The organism is Paenibacillus chondroitinus NBRC 15376 (genome assembly GCF_004000765.1).
GTDB lineage: Bacteria > Bacillota > Bacilli > Paenibacillales > NBRC-103111 > Paenibacillus_E > Paenibacillus_E chondroitinus.
Window position 1 is genome coordinate 1 of the sequence record NZ_BILW01000047.1, and the last position, 20,468, is coordinate 20,468.

Here is a 20,468-nt window from a genome sequence, read left to right on the forward strand (position 1 = left end):
TGGATGGCTTCATCTGCAGCTCTTCCTCTTCCGTCTCTCCACTTTCGCTCCGCTGCACATCAGCGGACGCTCCGCTATTTTCAGAGGCTGCGATTTTGTCCGCCACTTCTTTGCCAACTTGATCCGCCTCTTGTTCATAAGCGTCTCCTGCCGGCCCAACCGTCAGTTTCGTCTGTATAGACAGCATGCTGCCTACCGCTTTATTCCCAATAGTCCGTTGTATATTCATGAGATCTGCTCCTGCAGACTGCCCTTGTGAATGACTCTTATTACGATGTTGATTGTGCAGGGAAGTATCTGGCTGCCTGTTGATACGCGATAGATGCATTGGCATATGAACCCTCCTAGAATGGTCGTACTGAGTAAAATGCCATCAATAGACGGCTTGCGCCCCATCATTATCCGTATCTGAGCGCATGATGTCTTCTACTTTTCACTATATCATACCTGCTGATTTTTGAGGTTACATTTTGTTTGGTTTTCGATCTATGATGAGCACGGCAATATCATCCGATTGAATTGCGCCATTTGCGAAATGGTCAACATCCCTCGTCATCTGTTCCAGTAGCTGTGCCGGCTGGCTCGACAACTCCTTTTGTAAAAGCTCATGAAGTCGCGAGAAGCCGTATTGCTCCTGCTGCCGGTTTTCTGCTTCCGTAATGCCATCCGTATACAAGATCAGGCGGTCACCCTTGTCAAGCATCACTTCGTTATCCGCATAAAGCATGTCGTCCATGACGCCAAGCGGAAGTCCCTTTTTCCCCTTCAGCTGTTCTACATCGCCGTTACCACGGACAATATATGGCGGACAATGACCGCCGTCACTGTACTGCAGACGCCCCGTGCCTATATGAAGCACACCGCAGAAAATCGTCGCAAACATCGTCGAATCGTCCTTGTACAACTCTTGATTCACGGCTGTAAGCAGCTCTCCAGGTGACATGTCCGGGCTCATTTTCCCCTTGAGCAAGGTCATCGTAACCGCCATGAACAACGCCGCTGGAATCCCTTTATCCGATACATCCCCCAAAACGAAAAACAGTTTATCGTCGCCAAGTCGAAAATAATCGTAGAAATCGCCGCCGACCTCACGTGCCGGACGAATAAAAGCCCTTGCTTCCGCCGTAGTTTCAGTGGCATCCGCCGTCATGTACAAGCCTTGACGTGGCAAGAAACCCATTTGAATGTTGGTTGCGATGCGCAGTTCGCTTTCCATTCGTTCTTTGGCAGCCGTCGTCTTCTCCAAAACGTCGTAGAGCATGGCATTCTCCAAAGATGCCGCGATCGGAGAAGCAATGGACTCTAGTAGCTGCAAATCACGGTCGGTAAAATGCACATCCTCGCGCTTGTTCAGCACCTGCAGGACGCCGATAATTTTGCCTTTGCTCACCAGCGGCACGCAAAGCATGTTGCGTGTCGGGTAATCGACACGTTTGGCAACCTTCGAGGACCAGCGTTCGTCCTGCGCTGCATCGTCGATTTTGACCGATTGGCCGGTCTGGGCCACCCAGCCGGCGATGCCTTCGCCGATTTTGAGGCGAATTTCGCGAACTTCATCGCCTTTTTCACCAAGCGCAAGGTCGAAAAACAGCTCATCTTTTTCCTCATCGACCAAGATGACGGAAGAAGCTTCTGCATTCATGATGCGGGAGGAGGTCTCCATAATTTTGATCAGCAGATCTTGTTTGTGAATCGTCGAGTTTACTTCCAAGCTGACATCGAACAGCTGCATCGTCCGCTGAAGCTCCAGATCAGCCGTCCTGCGCCTTCGTTCGCTAAGCTGCCATACGATGCCAATCACCAAGCAAACAAGAAGAAGAGCACCTACGACGATATTCATTTCGCACGCCTCCCCAGTTCTTGGGTTCGGTCTTTACACTTACTCGTTCGGCTAGGAAATGGCATGGATCGCATCATCTTCCTTGTCATAAATCGAAAAAATGGAACTAAAACCTGACATATCGAAAACCTCTTTGACATTCTCATTCATGCGCACAAGTGCCAACTTGCCTTGGATGACCTTGATCATTTTCGCTGCGGACAATAAGCTTCTAAGTCCTGCGGAGCTCACATAGTCAAGTCCTTGCAGATCAAAAACAAACTTGCCCTTCCCCTGCTCGACCAACTTAGAGAAAGCGGCTTCCAAGCTCGCAGACGTATTGGCATCCAGTCTGCCATTTAAGCTCAGCAGGACAATGTCCCCCTGTATGCTCTCCGTTACATTCATGATATTCCCTCCTTCTGAATTCGGCGTTTTGTCATCATCAGTCTATTTTCTTCGTTCAGACGCTCGTAGCGGATATCATCCATCACTTGTTTCACAAAGTGAATGCCCAGACCGCCGATCCCCCGCTCGTCCATACTAAGATCAACCCGGGGACTTGCCTTGAGCAGCGGATTAAAAGGCACTCCGCGATCCGTCAGGCAGAGCTCCCAGCCATCTGCAGCAGCCCCAATGTCGAGACGGATCGTGTGCATACCGCGCTCCTCCGGGGGGTGCCCATAGAGAATGACATTGGTTACCAGCTCGTCGCATACCAAATTCAATTGGAATAACGTCTGATCATCCATGCCCATCGCTGATGACAGCCCTTTTAAGAATGCGCCTAGCCGCTCAAGCTCCTTCAGATCATTGCTTAACACGATGGTCTCTACTGACACGTTCGTCCCGCCCTCTCTGCTTATCCGCCTAGCCCATTTAAGCCATTTTCAAAAGCATATTTTCCAGCAAGCGAACGCGGGCACTTGAGGCATGCAGCAGGCCGATACCGATCTCCGGATACAACCTCACCAGTCGGGAAAGACTTTCACCTTGCAGCGCAAGCACTCGCACTTCATCGAAAATAGCCTGAGCTGTAACTGCAGAAGGCGATCCGTCCAGAGCCGTCGTTTCCCCAAATGGTTGTTTGGGTCCCAGAACACCAATTGTTACTGTCTCGCCTACACCAGTCTCATTGCTCAGCTCAACGTTGCCCTCAATGATTAAATACATCGCTGAATTGCTTTGCCCCCGGCGCAATAAATAGGTCAAGTCTTCGTGCACTTCTTCCGTCGCAATGCCAGCAATTAACCCCAGTTCATCCACGGACAAATCGGCGAATAAGGATACCTGCTTCAGGAAAATAACTTTATCCAGCATGGTCAAAAACTTGCGCTCTTCTCTCATCCCATCACGCTCCAGTGAACTTAATGCGTAAACCGCAATATCCTTCAGCCAATCGTCCGACCATCTCGCAGCTTCTTGCAATAACTTGAGCGGCTCGGTCATCGCTGTATCGCTGCTGGCCGTTCCTTGCTTCAATAATTCCAGCAGGGCCAAAGCCAATTTACGGTCCCCCAGCCCCTCGGCCAGCACCTCAAGCGCATTCTCACGGACCTCTTCGTTCTCGTCCTTCGTTGCTTCACGCAGCGTCGCCACAACACGTTCGTCAACGAACTTGGCCATAACGGCCCAAGCCCCGCCGACAAGCGCATTGTGCAGCTCAGCGCACCGTTGATTCGCAAGCTCTGCCAATCCCTTCATGCCCAGCTGGAGCAAGGCTTCCGACAAAGCTCGTTCCTGCGTCGAAGCTAGCATGCGATTTACGCAAGGGTCAACGAGCTGCGTTCTCAGTTTATTTTCATCGAGCAGCTCTGCAAGAGCCGTAACGGCTGCGTTCCAGATGAAAGGATTCGCATGGTTCAGGCTGCCCGACAGGGCCGGCAATGCTTTATCGCCCATATCGACCAAGGCTTGAAGAATCGCTTTGCGCAGCTCCTGATCCGCCAAAGGCACCATGTTCAGAAGAATCGGAATCGCCTCGACGTGGCTAAGCTTACCGAGACACGCTGCAGCGGCAACTTTAACCGCGGGCCGATGATCATCGAGCAGCGACAACACCCAAGCGGAATAGCTATCCAGCTTCAGATCCGCTACGGTATGGCAGCCATAGACAGCCCATTCGCCGCCGTTATCGAGCATTTTAATAATCGCCTCGTCGCAGGCTTGATAGCTTTCTTCGCTTTCGAGCGAGTAAAGCGCCTTAACCCCTTCATGTACAACCCTCGGATGGTTATCCAGCAGCTTGACGCGAATAAAAAAGTGCGACTGGCTTTTCAGATGCGTTGCTTTCGAAATTAGTTTCACGCTTTCCGCGCGCACCTCCGGGTCTTCGTCCTCAAGGAAAGACGCAACCTGTACGAGATCTTGAATCGTAGCGCTTTGGAGATTCATCGCGCGCAGCACGGCTATGCGGATGCGTGAGCTTTCTTCCCCGATCATCCCGATCAAATGGGGCAGGAACGCGGAATCCTTCGCTTTGCCGATGACTTCGAGCGCCAGCTCCCGCACATAATCGTTCGGATGCTTCAAGTAGCCCAGCATGGCGGAAAGCGCCTTGGAACTGCGGATGCCCCCAATAAAGGACTCCGCAATATCAGACAAATCAGCGTGCAGCGATTGCACACTTTTGACCAACTCGCGAATGTATAAGTGCCTGCCGTACCAAGCGACAATGACAAGAATGGCTGCCAAACCTACGCCGAGCCAAGCAAGCAGCGACAGCTGAATCAAGCCGAAGGAATGCAGCAGCGACAGCAAGGAGCCGATCAATATCCCGCCCGAGGCAGCGACACCCTGAGCAAAATAACGATAGCCGTCCCTTTTGGAGATGGGCATCATTTTGAAAAAAAGCTGATAACAAGGTTCTGCAATGTAATACAGCAAAATATAGAAGACGGCATAGGAACCCGAAACCAGCGCCAATCCAAGGGACTGATTCATAAATAAGGCCGTAAGTCCGAATCCACCGAAGAACACAACGGTGATGGCGAGCAGCATATTGCTTGCGCCGAGCCAGTTCATTAAGCGAGTAGACACCGTCTGAAGCAAAAGACAGAATGTGAATTGAATGGCCGTAATTAAGCCGTAAAAAGAGGTTAAATCCCCCTCAAGCGGAAACTTGGCTTCCGCCGCGGTAAAGTACTGATACTCGATCATGAAATACACGGCCGGCATCAGCGTCATTAACGCAACTGCGCACAATAGGAACGGGCTGCGCAGCATCTGCTTGGCATAATAGCCGGCAGGCAGCTGCTGTTCTTCTTCCTCTGCCTGAACCGTTCCACTCTGGCTTTTCAGCCGCAGATCTTCTTTTAACGTTAAAGGCACCAAGTAGCGCGCGAGCGCCTTTCGAAAAAAGATGAAGCCGAACACCATCAACACCGGAGCGAGCGCATAGACGGCTTCCGTCCCGAGCAGCTTGCCGATTTGATGGGCGAGCACACCGGCGGTAATTCCACCTGTCGTTGTGGACGCGATGAACACCGGCATCAATCTTTTGGCCTGCTGCGTAGGGCATAAGTCAAAAGCTGTGCTCCACAAGAGCAGCGTCAGCTGCCTTACAACAAAGTTGGAGGAGATGAACATAATGGGATAATAATAGCGGAAGTCAATGCCGCCCAACTTGAAGCCCAGCAGCACCGCACCGTTCAACACCAGTAAACCGATCATCAACAGATAGAGCGTCGTCATCAATTTGGCCTTCGGCAACCGATTGGCCAGCTTTGCCAGCAACCAGCCCTCCAGAGGCATAATGGCCGCTTCGGCAATGTAGATGTAGGGCAAATACTGCACGCCGAATCTTTGGTTAAAAAGAGCCATGAACGCCGTATAGTTCAATGACTCCGCAATCCCGCTAAAATAAAAGATCGGCAGCATCATCCACAGCTTTCGGATATCTTCCGTCCGCAGTCCCATCCATCTGGTTAAGCTTCCTTGCATATCATCAGGTCCAATCTATCATTTGTCTTCAATAAGCGGTTTATAGAAAGCTAATCGTGCTTCGCCTTCGTAATAGTAATTCGGATAAGTGCCGATGAGTTCAAAGCCGTTTGCCCGGAACATTTTTTGAATAGGCTGATATTCGGGTAAATCGCATGTATACGTAAGAATATAACGCCCCCCCGCTTCTCTTGAGAACGTCTCTAACGCTTGAAACAAAACTTTCGCAAAGCCATGCCGGCGATAATCGCGATGTACAGCTAAGTAATCCCATAAATAACCACCGGATTGATGCTCATTTTCCTTGCAGCTGGTCACCGCAATGATCTCTCCGGCTTCATTCTCAATGAACCAATGCCAGTGATTGCGCTGAGTCAAGCTAAGCAGGGGGGCATTGCGAAAATGCTCCAATTCCCCCGGCGTATGCCTTTGATCATCGAACGAGGAAGAAGATAAATAAAATTCCGTAATCCGTTGTGCGTCTCTCTCTGTGGTCAACTCGTGCACTTTCATGTCAAGTTCGCCTCTTTCATCAGGAAACAGATAATGTGCCATTCCACTCTGCTGTCGTACCGTGTTGGAAATATTCATCACAAATATAGAAGTATAGCTGTGCCGCCTTATCCTGACGATTCTGTTTAATGACCATCAAGAAAGCTTCTCTTGCATCATAGAATCGTCCTACCTGGTAATACGTGACCGCCTGCTCGAATAACGTCTTGGTCTTCTCCTTCAGTACCCGAATTGTATCGGGATCGCCCTGATAAACGTCGAACAATCGAAGCGGCTCCTTCACTCCTTCTACCTGAATCAGTCCCAGGTTCCGGTATTGAAAGGCTGCCGGCTGTTGCAGCGACTGCACCACATGATCGGTAATGAGAATGGATGCGCCGAGCGGCTCCGTCATTTTCTCCAGCATACTTGCCACATTCACACCGTCAGAGATCACATTGCCCTCCAGGCGCTGCTGCTCGCCGATAATCCCGAGACGGAGCGGTCCTTTATGCAGGCCGATACCGAAATCCAGCGGCGAATAGCCGACTTTTGCCCGATGCGAATTGTAAAGATCCAGCTCCTTGCGCATCTCAACGCACGCCTGCAGCGCTTCATCCGCTTGATTCGGGAAAAGCGCCATGAAGCCTGCACCCAGATACTTGTTCATAAGACCTTGATGCTTGCGGACATAAGGACCGAACCGGCTAAGGAACGAATTGACGAAGTTGAAGTTCTCTTCCGGCGTGAGCTTCTTGGAAAGCAGATAGAAGCTTCGGATGTTAAAAATCAAAATCGACATATTTTTCTCTACTTGATCGCCAAGTTCAACCTCCAGAATGCTTTCCTTGTTCAAGAATCGCAAAAACTGCTGCGGAACGAAGCGGTAGTAGGACTGGCTAAAGTTCTCTACCTTGGTGATATAGTCCCGAATGCGGGCTGCCATTGTATTGACGCTGTCGCCCAGATCTGACACCTCGTCGCGTGTGTTGATCGTAACGACCGTGTCCCAATTGCCTTTGGCGATCTCGCCGACACTATTGCGCAGCTTCCGGATCGAAGACAGCAATACATAGGTCATGACAACGAGTACAAGCAGCAAACCAACGGAAATGAGCGCAATATTACGGATAATCGATTGAAGTACCGCCTGGCGATGTTTAAGAATGCCATCCAGGTTTTTACTCGTTTCGAAAACCCCGACAATTTTACCCGCTGAGTTAAAAATAGGAGCAATCGCGTAACGCCACTCGCCTGAGAAATCCTGCCATTGTCCCGTAGCTGGCTTGCCTTCGAGTACAACCTGCTGATTCTCTGGGGTTTGTTGGAACGGATTAAACATATGCATGCCATCATCGTCTTCGAGAATCCGATAAATGACCCCATTTTCATATTTATACACTGCTTTATAAAAGCCTTGATTATCATCGCTGGCGTTATTTTCAAAAACCGATTGAATCTTTCGGCGGAAGGATTGATAGGTTGCACCGTTGTAATCAAGCGGTGACGTCATACCTTCCAGCTTATCGCCATCGACGAGATTTTGACCGTTTTTGGCCAGTAAAATAAGCTCGCTAAACGTTTCCTCTTCCATTTTCTTAGAGAAGCTCTCATAAATGACGGTTGACAGCAGAATCATCGAGGCCGCAATAACCGGCACCAGAATGAGGATCTGTTTCATCATCAAAGGAAGGCGGCGTTGCAGCAAATTGAAGAAAACAAGCTTGATCGCATAAAGCACAAGGATTAGAGCCGCTACGGCAACCGACCAATGTACAAACAATTGGGTTCTTACCGGCTGACTGTATAGAGCCTCTACCATGGACGGCGTAATGGTCCCATCCGGCAGGCGGCGATTAATCTGCGTCGATTCTACGATAATAAGGCTGCCATCCTGCGCGATGGAACTCGAAGTGGCATCAAAAGCAAGATCTATGCCGTTTGCTTGCGCCTTCTCTTCGGTTACAAGTCCTTCAATCGTGTAAGGCTGTGCAGGATCAAGCCGGGAAATCATTTTATTGTTAAAATCGATGAAGATCAGGCGGCCCTGATTATCAAGATGCAGGCTTTCTGGGAAATTGCGTCTTGTGCGATCAAGCCCGGGAAGCGGATAAACAAGCTCGGAATGCCCGTCGCCAAAAGCGCGATAGATCTCTCCGCTGCGCGTTGAATAGTAGATCTCGCCAGGCTTAAAGCCGTCTGCCTCAGCGACAAATTTATTTTGCGGGAGCTTTATCGTGTAGACCAACTTGGGATCAAATGTCTCCTGTTTGCCAACCGGAGCTTGATAGAGGGTTAATTGCTGTACTTCGTCATTGAAAAAATAGACCATCCCGTCGTGAACCTGAACATTTCGCAAAGACCCCAATCTATACCGCTGGGTTTGCGCATCATTGTATTCCTGCGAGAACAAGCTGCGGTCGAACTGCCCATCGGGCGTATAGCGAACAATCTGCTCGGACTTCACTGCAATCCCGTACGGATCAAGCAAGGTCCGAATCGTGTAGAGATACCCCAAATCATCGACAGCCATATCGTTAAAACGGTACACTTCCCCGTTTTTCCCGGTCTCGCTCCTAATGGAGTACTGAAGAACACCATCCCCGTTCAGCTTGTGAATCGTCTTCTTCGCGTTATCAATGACAAACAAATTGTTATGCCCATCCGAGATCGCCTTCGATAAACCGTCGAAAGGCATGCTCTTGTGAAAAGGCCATAGTGTGAAGCTTTCCCTGTTTAATCCAAGGTAGGTTCCAGCAGCACCCAGAAGCAGCAGTACGAGCAGCAATGCCGCAATCGATTTCTTCATCGCTCTTTAATCTCCTCTAATATGAAATCTGAATGATTTGCGTCGGTGCGTTCCAATCAACCTGCAGACCCAAGGATTCTGCAATGAATCTTAATGGAACATAAGTCCTTCCTTCAAGCAGATAGGCCGGGCCGTCGATTTGCACAGGATCGCCATCAACATAAGCTTTGTCTTCACTGATACGGCTCGTGATCGTCCTATATTCCGTGCTGACCGTAACCGTGAGAGTATCTTGGTCCCAATCTACGGCGGCACCGAACGACTCCGATACGGATCTTATGGGTAAATATGCCTGCCCGTTTATTATAACAGGCGGAGCATCAAATTTGATGAAAATATTGGGAGAAAGCACGTTTTCTGCCGGAATCGGTTGAATGGAGGCACTAGCTGCGCTGGCCGCCAATGAAGCTGAAACATCGGCCAAGGCCGCCTGCTCCTCAGGCGTATACTTGGCCTTTTCTTGCTGCTGCAGCTCCTCCAGCAGCTTCGTGACCTGCTGTTCAAGCTGCGTCTGCACGCCTGCCTCTTGCGGCAACGCTGCCGCAAGCATCTGAACGGCGTCCAGCTGCGCGAACAGCGCGTCCTTCTTCGCCGTCGCCACCGCCTCGGCGACGGCTTCGAGCGAGCGGGTCAGCGTCGCGACCCGCTCCGTGTCCCCCTGCGCCTGCGCCAGCTTCAGCGCAGCCTCCAGCTTCAGCTTCGCTTCTGCGAGCGAAGCCTGTCCTGCGGATGCGCCCGTTTGCGCATCCGCGAGCTGCGCCTGCGTCGCCAGGAGCTGCTGCAGATTGGCTGCAGCAGCTTTCGGCTCGCCGGCGGCGAGGGCTTGCTCCAGCTTCGTCTGCTGGAGCTCAGCCTGCCCGGCCAGCGCGTCCTCGCTGGCCACGTCCTTCCCAGGCGCTGTGCCGCCTGGGGGTGTCTCACCGCCGGGCTCGCCTGGCGGTGTCTCGTTCTCCTCGGACAGCGCTGCGATCAGCGCGTCCGGGTTGTTCACCAGCTCCATCTGCTGAAGAGCGGCCTGGTTGTCGCCTTTCTGCAGCGCCTCCAGCATCCCGAGCTGGGCCTGCGCATCCTTGATCTCGACCGCCAAATCGGCGATCTCGCTCAGCTTCATATCCGTAACAGCCGCTTCCTTGGCCGCCTCCAGCTTCACAATATCTTTCTTCAGCGTGTCAATCTGCTGCTGCAGTTGTTCTGGCGTTTGCAGAGAAGCAATGGCACCAGGCTTTGCAATTTCCACGGTGACCTTCAGAGCCTCAGCGTCCTTCTGCGAAAGCGCTGCGGAACTCGTCGGATCGGCGATCGCACTCGGGTCTACGGCATTATCCATGCCGAACCATACCGCTCCAGGCTCATCCGCTTTATAAAAAATCCCCTGTCCCGATGAAGACATCGTTGCCGAAGCCGCATTATAAGCTTCAGGAGTGAGCGCATCCAGCCGCACTTTGTAGGAACCGATGATAACGGTACCTGGCCCTTTTTCCTCGTCAGCACCAGAACCGCTTTCTCCGTTTGCCGTTCCTTCTCCTCCTGTGGAGCTTCCCTCATTTGCTGCGCCATCTGCTGCACCACTTGCTTCACCATCCGTGGCTTCAGCTTCTACCGCCGCCAACTGTCCGGCATTTCCTTTGCCCTCCAGCAGCAGCTCCCCAATTGGTTTTCTCTTCGCGTAGAGCACAACCTTCAAGTTCTCAAGTTGACTGAGTTTAAGCGTTAATTGTCGCACTGCCTTATTCAGCTTAGTACGTTTACCGATCGCATGACCATCTTTGGTAAACAACGCATAGTCCGTGGCGCCAATTTTTTTATTCACTGTCACGCTAAAATCACTAAGCAGCGGACCGACAGCCGGCTTCAATTTCCAGGAACCCGCAGGCACCTTTGGATTTTGCGGCTTGACGGCGGCGAGCCCATCATCCAGGTTTTGATAAGGCAGGATGCCCTTTTTCAACGTTTTTGCAACGGCCCCGCCCGTGTCGATATCCAGCTTGCCAAGCGCGGCTTCATAGCTCATTTGCGCCATTAGAATTTGCTCGTCCGCCTTGCTCACCGCTTCTTTATAAGCCGTAAGCTCGTCGGTTTTCATCAAGCTGAGTTTCACCTTCTGGGCCGCTTTATCCAGCGCTCCTACAGCACTATCCTTATCGCGTAAAGCTTGCGCGTAACCTTCCTCCGCACCCTTTGCTTCCATATAGGAGGCTCTGACTGCTGCTATAACCGCTGTTCTGCTTTCCTTCTCCTGCAAAACCGCCTTATTTTGTTCCATGGTGGCAATAGGTAACGCATCCCGCAGGTCATCCAGGTAACGCAGTCCGTCAAACTCCCCTTGGAGCAACGATTTGGGAATCGGAATAAATCCAAGCAAAAGGAAAAAACCTTCCCAATCTTTCTTCACCTGCGACAATGTCGTTTCATAACTGGCCAGAAACATGTCCATGTCGATATCCTTAGCCTTATACAAACCATCCATAACCTTCATGCGGCTGCTGCCAAATTTGGAGCTGTACAAATCACGTGTCGTGCTTAGCTTATGATCGGCCAAACGCCGATCCTCCGTATCTTTCAGCAGACTGACCGTCGATTTGAGCCCGCTGGTTATGTAGGCCGGCAGCTGCTTCTGATCCAGATTCGCGTAATCCGGTTCAAAAGAAAGCTGAACTTTATTCTCCATATCCAATTGAAGCAGCTTGCCCAACGCCAAACGGCTTGATTTGGCCGTCAATTGCGCTTGTTTATAGACGGATGTTGCCTTCTCCAGCGTCTTCTCCGCCTCTTCCTGCTCAGAATTGTCAGCAAGCCCGAATTTCCGCTTCTTTTTCACCGTATCCAACGCCGTTTTGGCGTCCTGCCATTTCTTGCGTGCGTTCTCTTCAGCAGCATCGTCCTGATATGCCGTTAAGTACGCTTTCTGCACATCAAAACGAACGGTGTTCATCGATTGTCGAAGTGTTTCCTGTGCGAGATATAACTGCTTGCTGGCCTCAGGCACCTTCAAACGTGTCGTCAGGTCCTGGCTTAAATTCCGGGGCTTGGCAAAAAGACCGGAAGCCTTCGCCTCCTCACTTTTCACAGCATGCTGCGCTTGCTCCAGCTCCAGCTTTTTCTTTGAAATATCGGTTTTGGCGTCCCGCAGGACTGAACTTATTTTCAACCCTTGATCCATCGCTTCTTTCATGGTTAAAGCTTTTACCGACGCAGCTTCCACACTTGGCCCTGCCGCCAGAACCGGCGCTGCCGACAGCAGCACTACGAGTCCCAGCTTTACTGCTTTTAACCCTGCCACTCTGAATCCCTCCGCTCGCTTGCAACTCTTCCTTTATAGTACAATATCTCTTACACTCTCGCACCCATCTTTTGGAGAAACTTAGCGAAAAGAATCGAATATAGTAATAGATTGATGGTTATCTGCTTTTCTAGTAGTATAAAAGTAACAGAAACTACAACTGCATCGGATCCTGCTACATAAATGACTTGTTACATTAAAGGAGGTATACCCATGGGGAACCTTGTTTGCGGCGGTGCTATGCTGCAATGTTCTTTCGGCGCTGCGCCCAGTTCGTTAATGGTGCTGCCAGCGAATATGGTCATGACCGCGATGCCCATCGCAAACATTATGGATAATAAACCGATGGTGAACATTTTGCCGTTCGGCATGTGCAATTCCATGGCCAATCCCACGGTTGCCGCAGCAACGGCGGCGGCGTTCGGCGTGCTGACGCCCATGCCCTGCATACCGGTTACAGCAGCTCCTTGGGTTCCCGGATCGCCGACGGTACTCGTCGCTAACATGCCTGCTCTGAACAACTCCTCCAAATGCATGTGCAATTGGGGAGGTGTCATCCAAGTTCAGCAGCCAGGACAAATGACCATTCAGGTGCCTTAACGCATTTTTATAAAAAATCGAGCGTCCTTTTAGGAGTGAAATCATTGGAGATTCAGCCGGTCAAAACCATTGAAAAAGTGCTAAGGCCCGTTGTAGCACCTTTTATCGGACATGTTATGAAAGCCTTTCAAACGATTGGAAGGCTGCCCAAACTAGCGATCATTAAGTTTCAACAGATTCTTAGAGTCATGCTGCAAACGCGTGAGACCTCGTTAAAAAACTATCTTTTGATCGGCTCCTACTACGTCTCCAAAAGGCTGCTGCTTTTCATCACCTTGTTGATTCTCGTCCTGATCTTTTTTATCTTCATACGCCCGCCTGCGATCGTGAATAAATGGTTGAACCGGGTTCCTGTTCTGCAGGAGAACACCACGAAGCTGACCAGCTTCTCGGGGAATGGCAAAGTAGTGGGTGCCGAAAAGGCGGCACGCTATGAAGGTGGTTTAGTTGACGGGCTGTATGCAGGCAAAGGCAAGCTTTATCACAAGAACGGCGTTCTCGCTTACGAGGGCGATTTTGAAAAGGGGCAGAAATCAGGCGCCGGTTCGCTCTATGACGAGCAAGGCACTTTGCTGTATAAAGGCGCTTTTGCGGGAGATGCCTACAACGGGGCAGGTACCTTATATACGCCCAACCAGAAAGTCTTGTATATCGGCGAATTTCAAAATGGCAAATACGGCGGGGCCGGAAAATTGTTTGCCCCAAGCGGCGATTTGCTTTACGAAGGCGCGTTTAACGGCGGCCTATACAATGGGGCGGGCAAGCTGTTCTCTTCGGGCGGCATCGCCCAATATGAAGGGGAATTTGCTGCGGGCCAGTATAGCGGAGCTGGCAAGCTGTTCGATACCAAAGGCCTTCTCGTTTATGAAGGCGGCTTTAAGAACGGCAGCTACTCCGGCGACGGAACCGAGTACTACCCTAGCGGCCTGATGAAGTTTAAAGGCCAGTTCCTGGCGGGCACGTACGGCGGCGAAGGCACCGCCTTCGATGAAAAAGGCGTGCCCCGTTTCAAGGGCACGTATGTGAACGGCGCCCTGAACGGCGCCGGAGAAGCATACGACGAGTTGGGCAAACTCGTCTACAAAGGCGATTTCAAGGTCGGCGTCTATGACGGCCTTGGCACGGTGTTTGACGCAGACGGCGCGCCGCTGCTGCGGAGCTTTTTTGCAGGCGGCCAGGCCAGCCTGCAGGGCTTCCTCGGTTTGTCCAGCAAAAAAGTCGAAGACTTGCTGGGCAAACCGGCGGAAGTGACGCTGCAGGATGCCAGCATCATGCTTGCGGGCCAGGAGGCGGCGGTTGACGCCTCCGCGGGGACTGCGGCAGCCGCCGCTGACACTAGCGCTAGCGCTGGTGAGGCTGCCGTTGGGGCTTCCACGCCAGCTGCCGCAGGCGCTGGCGCGGGCGATGCAGCAGCAGCAACGGCAGGCGTGAAGCTGCTGCTAAGCTATCCGGCCTACCAGCTGTCACTGCTGGTAGAGCCGGCGAAGGGCAATCCGAAGGAGGCGGTTGTCACTTCGCTTAGCATTTGGGGCTCGAAGCCTTTGGCGCTGCTGCAGCCAGCCATCGAGACCGTCAAAAAGCGCGGCGAGCCGAACGAAGCCGGCTACGTCGTAATGGAAACCGAAGTAGGTGCCGGGAATGGCACCTACACGAACAGCTATTACAAGGGGGATTACCTCTTCACCTTGACGCATTTTGATAAAACCAAAGAAGCCCACCTTCTGCAGGTGAGCTCAACAAAATAAAAACAGCCGGGAGACGCTCTATTGGGTTCTCCCGGTTGTTTTTTTGTGGGCTGCATTGTGACTGATATCCCTGAGTAACGTAAATTCTGAGCTATCTACAATAAAGTAATCAAAATCTCACTACCCTAGCTACTCCAACCAATCCCTCCTTCTCCACCACTTACCACTTTTACGCACAATCTTTCGTCCGGATCAGCATCATACTGGCTCTATATGGCACACAGCCACAGCCCTCGTCCACTCGGACCAATATCCCTGAGTAACGCAAAATCTGAGCTATCTACAATAAAGTAATCTAAATCTCTACCCTAGCTCCTCCAACTCCTCTCATCTTCACAACCACCTTCACTCTTACTCTCACTCACCACCCAGACTATAAACTATAACGGACACCACAGCCCTTATATTGGCTATTTCGGCCAATATCAAAAGGCTATCGGACCTGAGAGCCTTTATTCGCTTGATTATTGGCCGAGTTAGGCCATCTCAGGCTACTTAACGTCTCTCATGTCCGTTAAATTTCATATTGGGCTTAAATCGCTCAAATAGAAGCAGCTCAGTCCGTTAGACTCGGCCTTATCCCTCGGACGAGTCCCTTTCTCGCGACTTTGGATATAAACTGCAGCCAATAAACACAAAAAACCTGCATTTCATACATCAAATATGCACCTCACAGCCCAAAATGGCGTGTAATTGCGATATTTGATGTATGTTTTGCAGGTTATTATTTAAGGCAAAGCCAACTTGCCCATGACAGTCAGGCGCTCCGCGCCTGTCGCCGACGGCAAATTGTTCGGCACGCCGTGGATGAAATCGTTGCCCAGCAGCGCGAACAGGATTGCTTCTTTGGCATCGCCGGAGATGCCTAGCTCGTCGGAGGTGAGGATCGCTTGCTCAGGGAGCAGCTCCTGCATCATGTTAAGCAGCGTACGATTGCGTGCTCCGCCGCCGCTTACGATGACTTCCGCTATGGAGCAGTGCGGCAGAACAAAATCTTTATAAGCGCGAGCAATGGAGTGCGCGGTGAACGCCGTCGCTGTAGCGACGATATCTTCGTGAGCGACTCCGCGAGCTAATGCGCTTTTAAGCCATGCTGCCGTGTAAGCTTTGCCGAACAGCTCGCGCCCTGTGGTCTTCGGAGGAAGCTGCGCAAAATAAGGATGCGCCAGCATCTCCTCCAGCAGCTCGGTGTGGACTTGACCGCGAGCCGCCCATGCGCCATCCGCGTCATAGGTTAGCCGGCCTTCGGACAACTCGTAGACGACTTGATCCATGATCATGTTGCCCGGACCCGTATCGAAAGCAATGAGCTCGCTGGCATCGGACATCGTCGCATCCGCTCCCTGGGCCGGGATTGCGGTGCAGTTGCCGATGCCGCCGATATTTTGCAGGATGCGCCCTTTGGCCGCATCCCGGAACATAATGAAATCCCCGTATGGCGCGAGGGGAGCACCTTGCCCCCCTACCGCCATATCGGCGGTACGGAAGTCGCCGACAACTACACGGCCGGTCCGCTTGGCGATGACGGATAAATCACCAATTTGCAGCGTTGATTTCGGTAGATAAGGATCGGCTTCATCCGCTACAGGGATGTGCCATACGGTTTGTCCATGGGTGGAAATGAGATCGATTTCCTCCATTTTCATTCCCGCCGCTTTAACCGTCTGCACCACCGCGTCAGCAAACCGCTCGGCAATGGCAAAGTTCATGCCGCACAAAAGGGCAACATTTGAGTGATCGATGGAGCACAGCTGCTTCAGCTTTTCACGTACTTCCTCCTCGTAGGAGAAGCTTTCGAAGTGAAGCAGTTTGACTTTGGCATCAATCCCGCTGCCATCGATCCGGACAATCGCAACGTCGATGCCGTCCAAGGAGGTACCTGACATGATGCCCGCTACGGTCAGCGAGGTTTGGTTGAGAAGGGTACGGAGCATCACAGTCCGCCCTCCCATTTCCAACCCGCAGGATATCCAGCGCCTAGAGTGACTGGCAGTCGCCCTTTCATCTCCAGTTCGCCGAGCAAAGCTTTGGCTGTGCTTTGCAGCGCTAGCGGGCGGCTTTCGTAAGCCGCGATGAAGGTGGATACCTCCGGCAGCTCCAGCAAATCGTACGGCACGCGGAGCGCGACGACGATTACTGGCTTGCCGAGTGCTTGCAGGGCGCGCACCAGCTCGACCTGCGCTGGATGGAATCGGGCGTTGTACGTCCCGATGACGATCTGCTCCGCTTCTTCAGCTGCTGCCAGCACCGAGCCCGTCAACCCGCCGACCTCTGCCAGCGGCAGCACGCGGTCGAGCACGTCAAGGCCGCGCTCAGCAAGCGCTGCGCCCAGACTTGCCGGTCCGGCGTACGCTTCGTCGACGCCGGACGAAACCGCTGCGGCCACGGTGACCGCTAGCGTTCTTGCACGCTTCAGCGGCAGCAGCCCCTGCTCGTCTTTGACGAGCGTGATGCTGGCTTCGCTGAGTCGCTGGGCGACCGCGCAATGCTCCGCGGTCCCTACTTCAGCCGCCGAGCCTGTCTGCGGCGCAAACAACCCGCGGCGCTCCTTGAGCGCGAGCAGCCTTTGCACGGATGCGTCGATGCGCGCTTCGCTCAGACGCCCCTCTTTAACAGCCTGCTCAATCGCGTCGATAGCGCCGATCTGGCGGTCAAGCCTATGGCTGATGAGCACAAGATCAGCCCCGGCTTCGATTGCCATAACACTTGCGGCAACTGTACCATAATGTTCTGCAATGGCATTCATCTCCATGCAGTCTGTCATCACAACACCCTCGTAGCCCAGCTCCTCGCGTAGCAGTCCAGTTAACACGGACTTGGAAAGCGTCGCAGGCAGCTTCTCCGACTCAAAAGCCGGGAAATAAATATGCGATGACATAATCGCATCGACGCCGCCTTTGATCGCTTGGATGAACGGCACAAGCTCCAAGGAACGAATCCGTTCCTGCCCATGCTTGATCGTAGGCAAATCCAAATGGGAGTCAACGCTCGTATCCCCATGTCCCGGGAAATGTTTCGCTGTCGCAACAACGTTAGCATCCTGGAAGCCTTGCACTGAACGCTGTCCGAATTCAGCGACAAGCTCGGCAGACTCGCCGAATGATCGAACGCCAATAACCGGGTTATCCGGATTATTATTCACATCGAGCACAGGAGCAAAATTCAAGTTAATTCCAAGCGCTCTCAGCTCTTTTCCCGAAATAAACGCAGCTTCATATGCGGCGTCGCCTGCATCTTTTATGCCAACTTTTGTTCCTTCTTTCGGCCCAATCGCCCCCGCCGCAAGCGCCATCTGCCCAGGCATTAAAGCAACGCCTTCCGTAATACGGGCAACCATCCCGCCCTCTTGGTCGATCGAAACCCAAAGCGGTAACGTGTCCGATTGCTCGGCGATTTGCTGCAGCTGCTCGGATAGCTCAGCTACCTGCCCAGTTTGCTCTACGTTACGCGCAAAATAAATAACACCGCCAATATGGTGTTCAGCAATCAGCGCTTTGAGCTGCTCCGTTGCTTCCGTGCCTTCAAACCCGCAAAGAAGCATCTGCCCGATTTTCTCTCTTAGCGTCATGTCCTGAATCTTTTTCATACTCAATCCCTCTCCCTCGCAGAAAAACTTCTATCCGCAAATTAACTCTTTATGTCTTTCTTTATGTTTGCTCTTCTTGCTCTTTCTTTCTCTATCTCTTCTTCAAACGGTTCAGCGCCATCAAGACAGCACCGCTCGCCGCATCCTTTTTAGCCGTAATACAAGCCAAATCCGGATATTTCTCACTCAGTTTTTGAACAAACGCGTTCCGCACATGGCTATTGTTCAGCAATACACTTCCAGCCATTGCAAGGCTTCCTTGCTGCATAGACAGTTTTTCCACGACAGGAACGACCGTCTCGAAGAGCGATACAGCGTTTTTAGCTGCAATAGCCAGCGCTGCTTCGTCCCCTTGTTCGCAAGCCATAGACAGGATAGGCGCCAAGGCTGCGATGTCCTTCTTGTTCGTCTCTTTGTTATAAACGAATCCAACGATCTGCTGAACATTCGTCAGTTGAAGCTGTTCGTAGACCATACCAGTAATGACGGTCTCTCCGATCCTTCCATCATTAGCCCGAACGAGCGCTGACAACAGGTCGCGGCCGATACTGTAACCACTGCCCTCATCATCGATGAGGTGTCCCAGACCGCCGGCACGGTGAATCGTTCCGTCCTCTTTTTTGCCATAACAAATAGACCCTGTTCCCGCAATTAAAATGATGCCGTATTCACGATCATGCGCGCCGCAAAGCGCCGTTTCCTGGTCCCCTGTGATATATAGGTTCCCTTGATAGCCGCATTCTCTGACATTCGCTTCCAAGCGGGATGTAACCGTAGGATTGCTGACCCCAGCTGCACCAATTACGATTTGTTCACAGTTCTCCAGTCCCCCGCAGGCATCGTTAATGCCTTGAAAAATATCCTGAAAGCTCCGCTTGATGCTCTCCGCATCCTGCCCATTATAGTTAATCGCTCCAGATGCAAAGCTATGCACCACTTGGCCGCTCTCGTCAGCTATTTTTACCGCTGTTTTGGTACCTCCGCCATCTAGCCCCGCTACATATCTTGTCATTGGGTTACTTATCACTTCTTCCGTTTATTCTATTTGTACAAATGATACGGCTGTTTCATCTGCGCAAAGGTCTGGCTCTCTTCACGAAATTGCTGAAGCAGATCCGGAACGTTCACATGATCTTGCCGATACACATTGTCTCCGCATAACAAATCCATGAAAGGTCTGGAGCCTTCGCGGAAAGGTGGCAGGAAGGCAAACTCTTCATAATTGTTTTTGATCGTATAGAGCAGGGTAATCCCGGTTTCAAGTGGCTGGACAGTACGAGTATCCAATACATGAACTTGAACGCCGCTGCAGGACTCTCCCTGATGCTTCGAGAAGCTCGGTTTAAAATAGACCGGCCGGAAAACGACGCCTGGCAGCTTCTTGGCATTCATTTCATCCGCCAGCTTCTGCCCATCGATGAACGGAGCACCTATGGCTTCAAAAGGAACGGTTGTCCCGCGTCCTTCCGACAAGTTCGTGCCTTCAAAGATGCAAGTTCCAGGATACAGCAAAGCTGATCTAAATCGCGGAAGTCCCAGGGAAGGCATGATCCACTCTTGGCCCGTCTCCGGGAAAAGCATGTTTCGCTCCCAACCTTCACAGCGGACCACGTGCAGCTCACACTGCCAGTTCATCTGATCATTTGCCATCATGGCAAGTTCTCCAACCGTCAACCCGTAACGGACTGCAAGCGGATAATTGCCTACAAAGGATTGATATTCCGGTTTTAAAATATTCCCTTCCACCGTCACCCCGTCCAAAGGATTAATCCGGTCGAGAATCACAAAAGGTTTCCCTGCTTTCGCACAATCTTCCAAAGCATATAACATCGTATAAATAAATGTATAATAGCGGGTTCCTACATCCTGAATATCATAGACGACCATATCGACTTCATCCAGCATCTCTTGGCTCAAACGTTTGGAATCTTTGCGATACAAGCTGTGTACCGGCACCTGTGTAATCGGGTCCAAGTACGTTTCCACCAGCGCGCCAGCGGCTTGATCTCCCCGCACCCCATGCTCCGGAGAGAATAAGGCCGCTAGGTTGAAATTTTCATGCAAAATTTGAATCGTAGAAACAAAATCCTTGTTCAAACCCGTTGGCGCCGTAATCAACCCCAGCCGTTTCCCTTTGAATAGATGAGCATACTGCCCGATACAATCAATCCCATTAAGAATCATAGCTTTTCCCT

14 protein-coding genes are annotated in these 20,468 nt (G+C 51.7%); 2 read left to right on the top strand and 12 right to left on the bottom strand.

The window, feature by feature from the left end:
- The 8 genes from PCH02S_RS30415 to PCH02S_RS30450 all read right to left on the bottom strand — a co-directional run.
- Nucleotides 1–334: hypothetical protein (locus PCH02S_RS30415; protein WP_218033195.1), on the bottom strand; the 334-nt coding region annotated here is incomplete at its 3' end.
- A 129-nt stretch (nt 335–463) separates the two neighbouring features.
- Nucleotides 464–1,840: a PP2C family protein-serine/threonine phosphatase gene (locus PCH02S_RS30420; RefSeq protein WP_127457853.1), complete on the bottom strand. Its 1,377-nt coding sequence runs from the start codon at nt 1,838–1,840 to the stop codon at nt 464–466.
- A 51-nt stretch (nt 1,841–1,891) separates the two neighbouring features.
- Nucleotides 1,892–2,227 (bottom strand): STAS domain-containing protein, encoded by a 336-nt coding sequence (locus PCH02S_RS30425; RefSeq protein WP_127457854.1) that lies wholly within the window; start codon nt 2,225–2,227, stop codon nt 1,892–1,894.
- Entirely contained in the window at nt 2,224–2,661 is a 438-nt protein-coding gene (locus PCH02S_RS30430; RefSeq protein WP_164819794.1) for an ATP-binding protein, read from the bottom strand. Before PCH02S_RS30430 ends, PCH02S_RS30425 begins: the two co-directional genes overlap by 4 nt.
- Nucleotides 2,662–2,698: 37 nt before the next feature.
- Nucleotides 2,699–5,761, bottom strand: coding sequence for a HEAT repeat domain-containing protein (locus tag PCH02S_RS30435; RefSeq protein ID WP_127457856.1), 3,063 nt, complete (start codon nt 5,759–5,761; stop codon nt 2,699–2,701).
- Between the two features lie 18 nt (nt 5,762–5,779).
- Nucleotides 5,780–6,274 carry a GNAT family N-acetyltransferase gene (locus PCH02S_RS30440; protein WP_164819795.1) on the bottom strand — a complete coding sequence of 165 codons (495 nt, stop codon included), beginning with the start codon at nt 6,272–6,274 and terminating at the stop codon, nt 5,780–5,782.
- Nucleotides 6,275–6,293: 19 nt separating this feature from the next.
- On the bottom strand, nt 6,294–9,062 hold the full coding sequence (locus tag PCH02S_RS30445) for an adenylate/guanylate cyclase domain-containing protein (protein WP_127457858.1): 2,769 nt from the start codon (nt 9,060–9,062) through the stop codon (nt 6,294–6,296).
- A gap of 16 nt (nt 9,063–9,078) precedes the next feature.
- The gene (locus tag PCH02S_RS30450) at nt 9,079–12,342 is read right to left on the bottom strand and encodes a stalk domain-containing protein (RefSeq protein ID WP_127457859.1); all 3,264 of its coding nucleotides are present in this window, start codon (nt 12,340–12,342) and stop codon (nt 9,079–9,081) included.
- 213 nt (nt 12,343–12,555) lie between these two features.
- Between PCH02S_RS30450 and PCH02S_RS30455 the strand changes: the two genes are divergently transcribed.
- Both PCH02S_RS30455 and PCH02S_RS30460 read left to right on the top strand, forming a co-directional pair.
- Complete coding sequence (locus PCH02S_RS30455; protein ID WP_127457860.1) at nt 12,556–12,942, top strand: DUF4280 domain-containing protein; 387 nt, start codon at nt 12,556–12,558, stop codon at nt 12,940–12,942.
- A gap of 44 nt (nt 12,943–12,986) precedes the next feature.
- Nucleotides 12,987–14,687 carry an MORN repeat-containing protein gene (locus tag PCH02S_RS30460; protein ID WP_127457861.1) on the top strand — a complete coding sequence of 567 codons (1,701 nt, stop codon included), beginning with the start codon at nt 12,987–12,989 and terminating at the stop codon, nt 14,685–14,687.
- Between the two features lie 728 nt (nt 14,688–15,415).
- On the opposite strand, the gene PCH02S_RS30465 is transcribed toward PCH02S_RS30460, so the two are convergent.
- From PCH02S_RS30465 to PCH02S_RS30480, 4 genes are all read right to left on the bottom strand, one after another.
- Complete coding sequence (locus PCH02S_RS30465; protein WP_127457889.1) at nt 15,416–16,621, bottom strand: anhydro-N-acetylmuramic acid kinase; 1,206 nt, start codon at nt 16,619–16,621, stop codon at nt 15,416–15,418.
- Complete coding sequence (gene nagZ, locus PCH02S_RS30470; RefSeq protein ID WP_127457862.1) at nt 16,621–18,273, bottom strand: beta-N-acetylhexosaminidase; 1,653 nt, start codon at nt 18,271–18,273, stop codon at nt 16,621–16,623. The genes PCH02S_RS30465 and nagZ overlap by 1 nt, the downstream gene beginning before the upstream one ends.
- Before the next feature lie 91 nt (nt 18,274–18,364).
- Nucleotides 18,365–19,285, bottom strand: coding sequence for an N-acetylglucosamine kinase (locus tag PCH02S_RS30475; protein ID WP_127457863.1), 921 nt, complete (start codon nt 19,283–19,285; stop codon nt 18,365–18,367).
- A 29-nt stretch (nt 19,286–19,314) separates the two neighbouring features.
- Entirely contained in the window at nt 19,315–20,457 is a 1,143-nt protein-coding gene (locus PCH02S_RS30480) for an exo-beta-N-acetylmuramidase NamZ family protein (protein ID WP_127457864.1), read from the bottom strand.
- Nucleotides 20,458–20,468 lie beyond the last annotated feature (11 nt).

Bases quoted from the DNA above. Each gene is read 5' to 3' on its own strand.
- PCH02S_RS30420 (WP_127457853.1), bottom strand. From the start codon at position 1,840: ATGAATATCGTCGTAGGTGCTCTTCTTCTTGTTTGCTTGGTGATTGGC.
- PCH02S_RS30425 (WP_127457854.1), bottom strand. From the start codon at position 2,227: ATGAATGTAACGGAGAGCATACAGGGGGACATTGTCCTGCTGAGCTTA.
- PCH02S_RS30435 (WP_127457856.1), bottom strand. From the start codon at position 5,761: ATGCAAGGAAGCTTAACCAGATGGATGGGACTGCGGACGGAAGATATC.
- PCH02S_RS30440 (WP_164819795.1), bottom strand. From the start codon at position 6,274: ATGAAAGTGCACGAGTTGACCACAGAGAGAGACGCACAACGGATTACG.
- PCH02S_RS30445 (WP_127457858.1), bottom strand. From the start codon at position 9,062: ATGAAGAAATCGATTGCGGCATTGCTGCTCGTACTGCTGCTTCTGGGT.
- PCH02S_RS30455 (WP_127457860.1), top strand. From the start codon at position 12,556: ATGGGGAACCTTGTTTGCGGCGGTGCTATGCTGCAATGTTCTTTCGGC.
- PCH02S_RS30465 (WP_127457889.1), bottom strand. From the start codon at position 16,621: ATGCTCCGTACCCTTCTCAACCAAACCTCGCTGACCGTAGCGGGCATC.
- nagZ (WP_127457862.1), bottom strand. From the start codon at position 18,273: ATGAAAAAGATTCAGGACATGACGCTAAGAGAGAAAATCGGGCAGATG.
- PCH02S_RS30475 (WP_127457863.1), bottom strand. From the start codon at position 19,285: ATGACAAGATATGTAGCGGGGCTAGATGGCGGAGGTACCAAAACAGCG.
- PCH02S_RS30480 (WP_127457864.1), bottom strand. From the start codon at position 20,457: ATGATTCTTAATGGGATTGATTGTATCGGGCAGTATGCTCATCTATTC.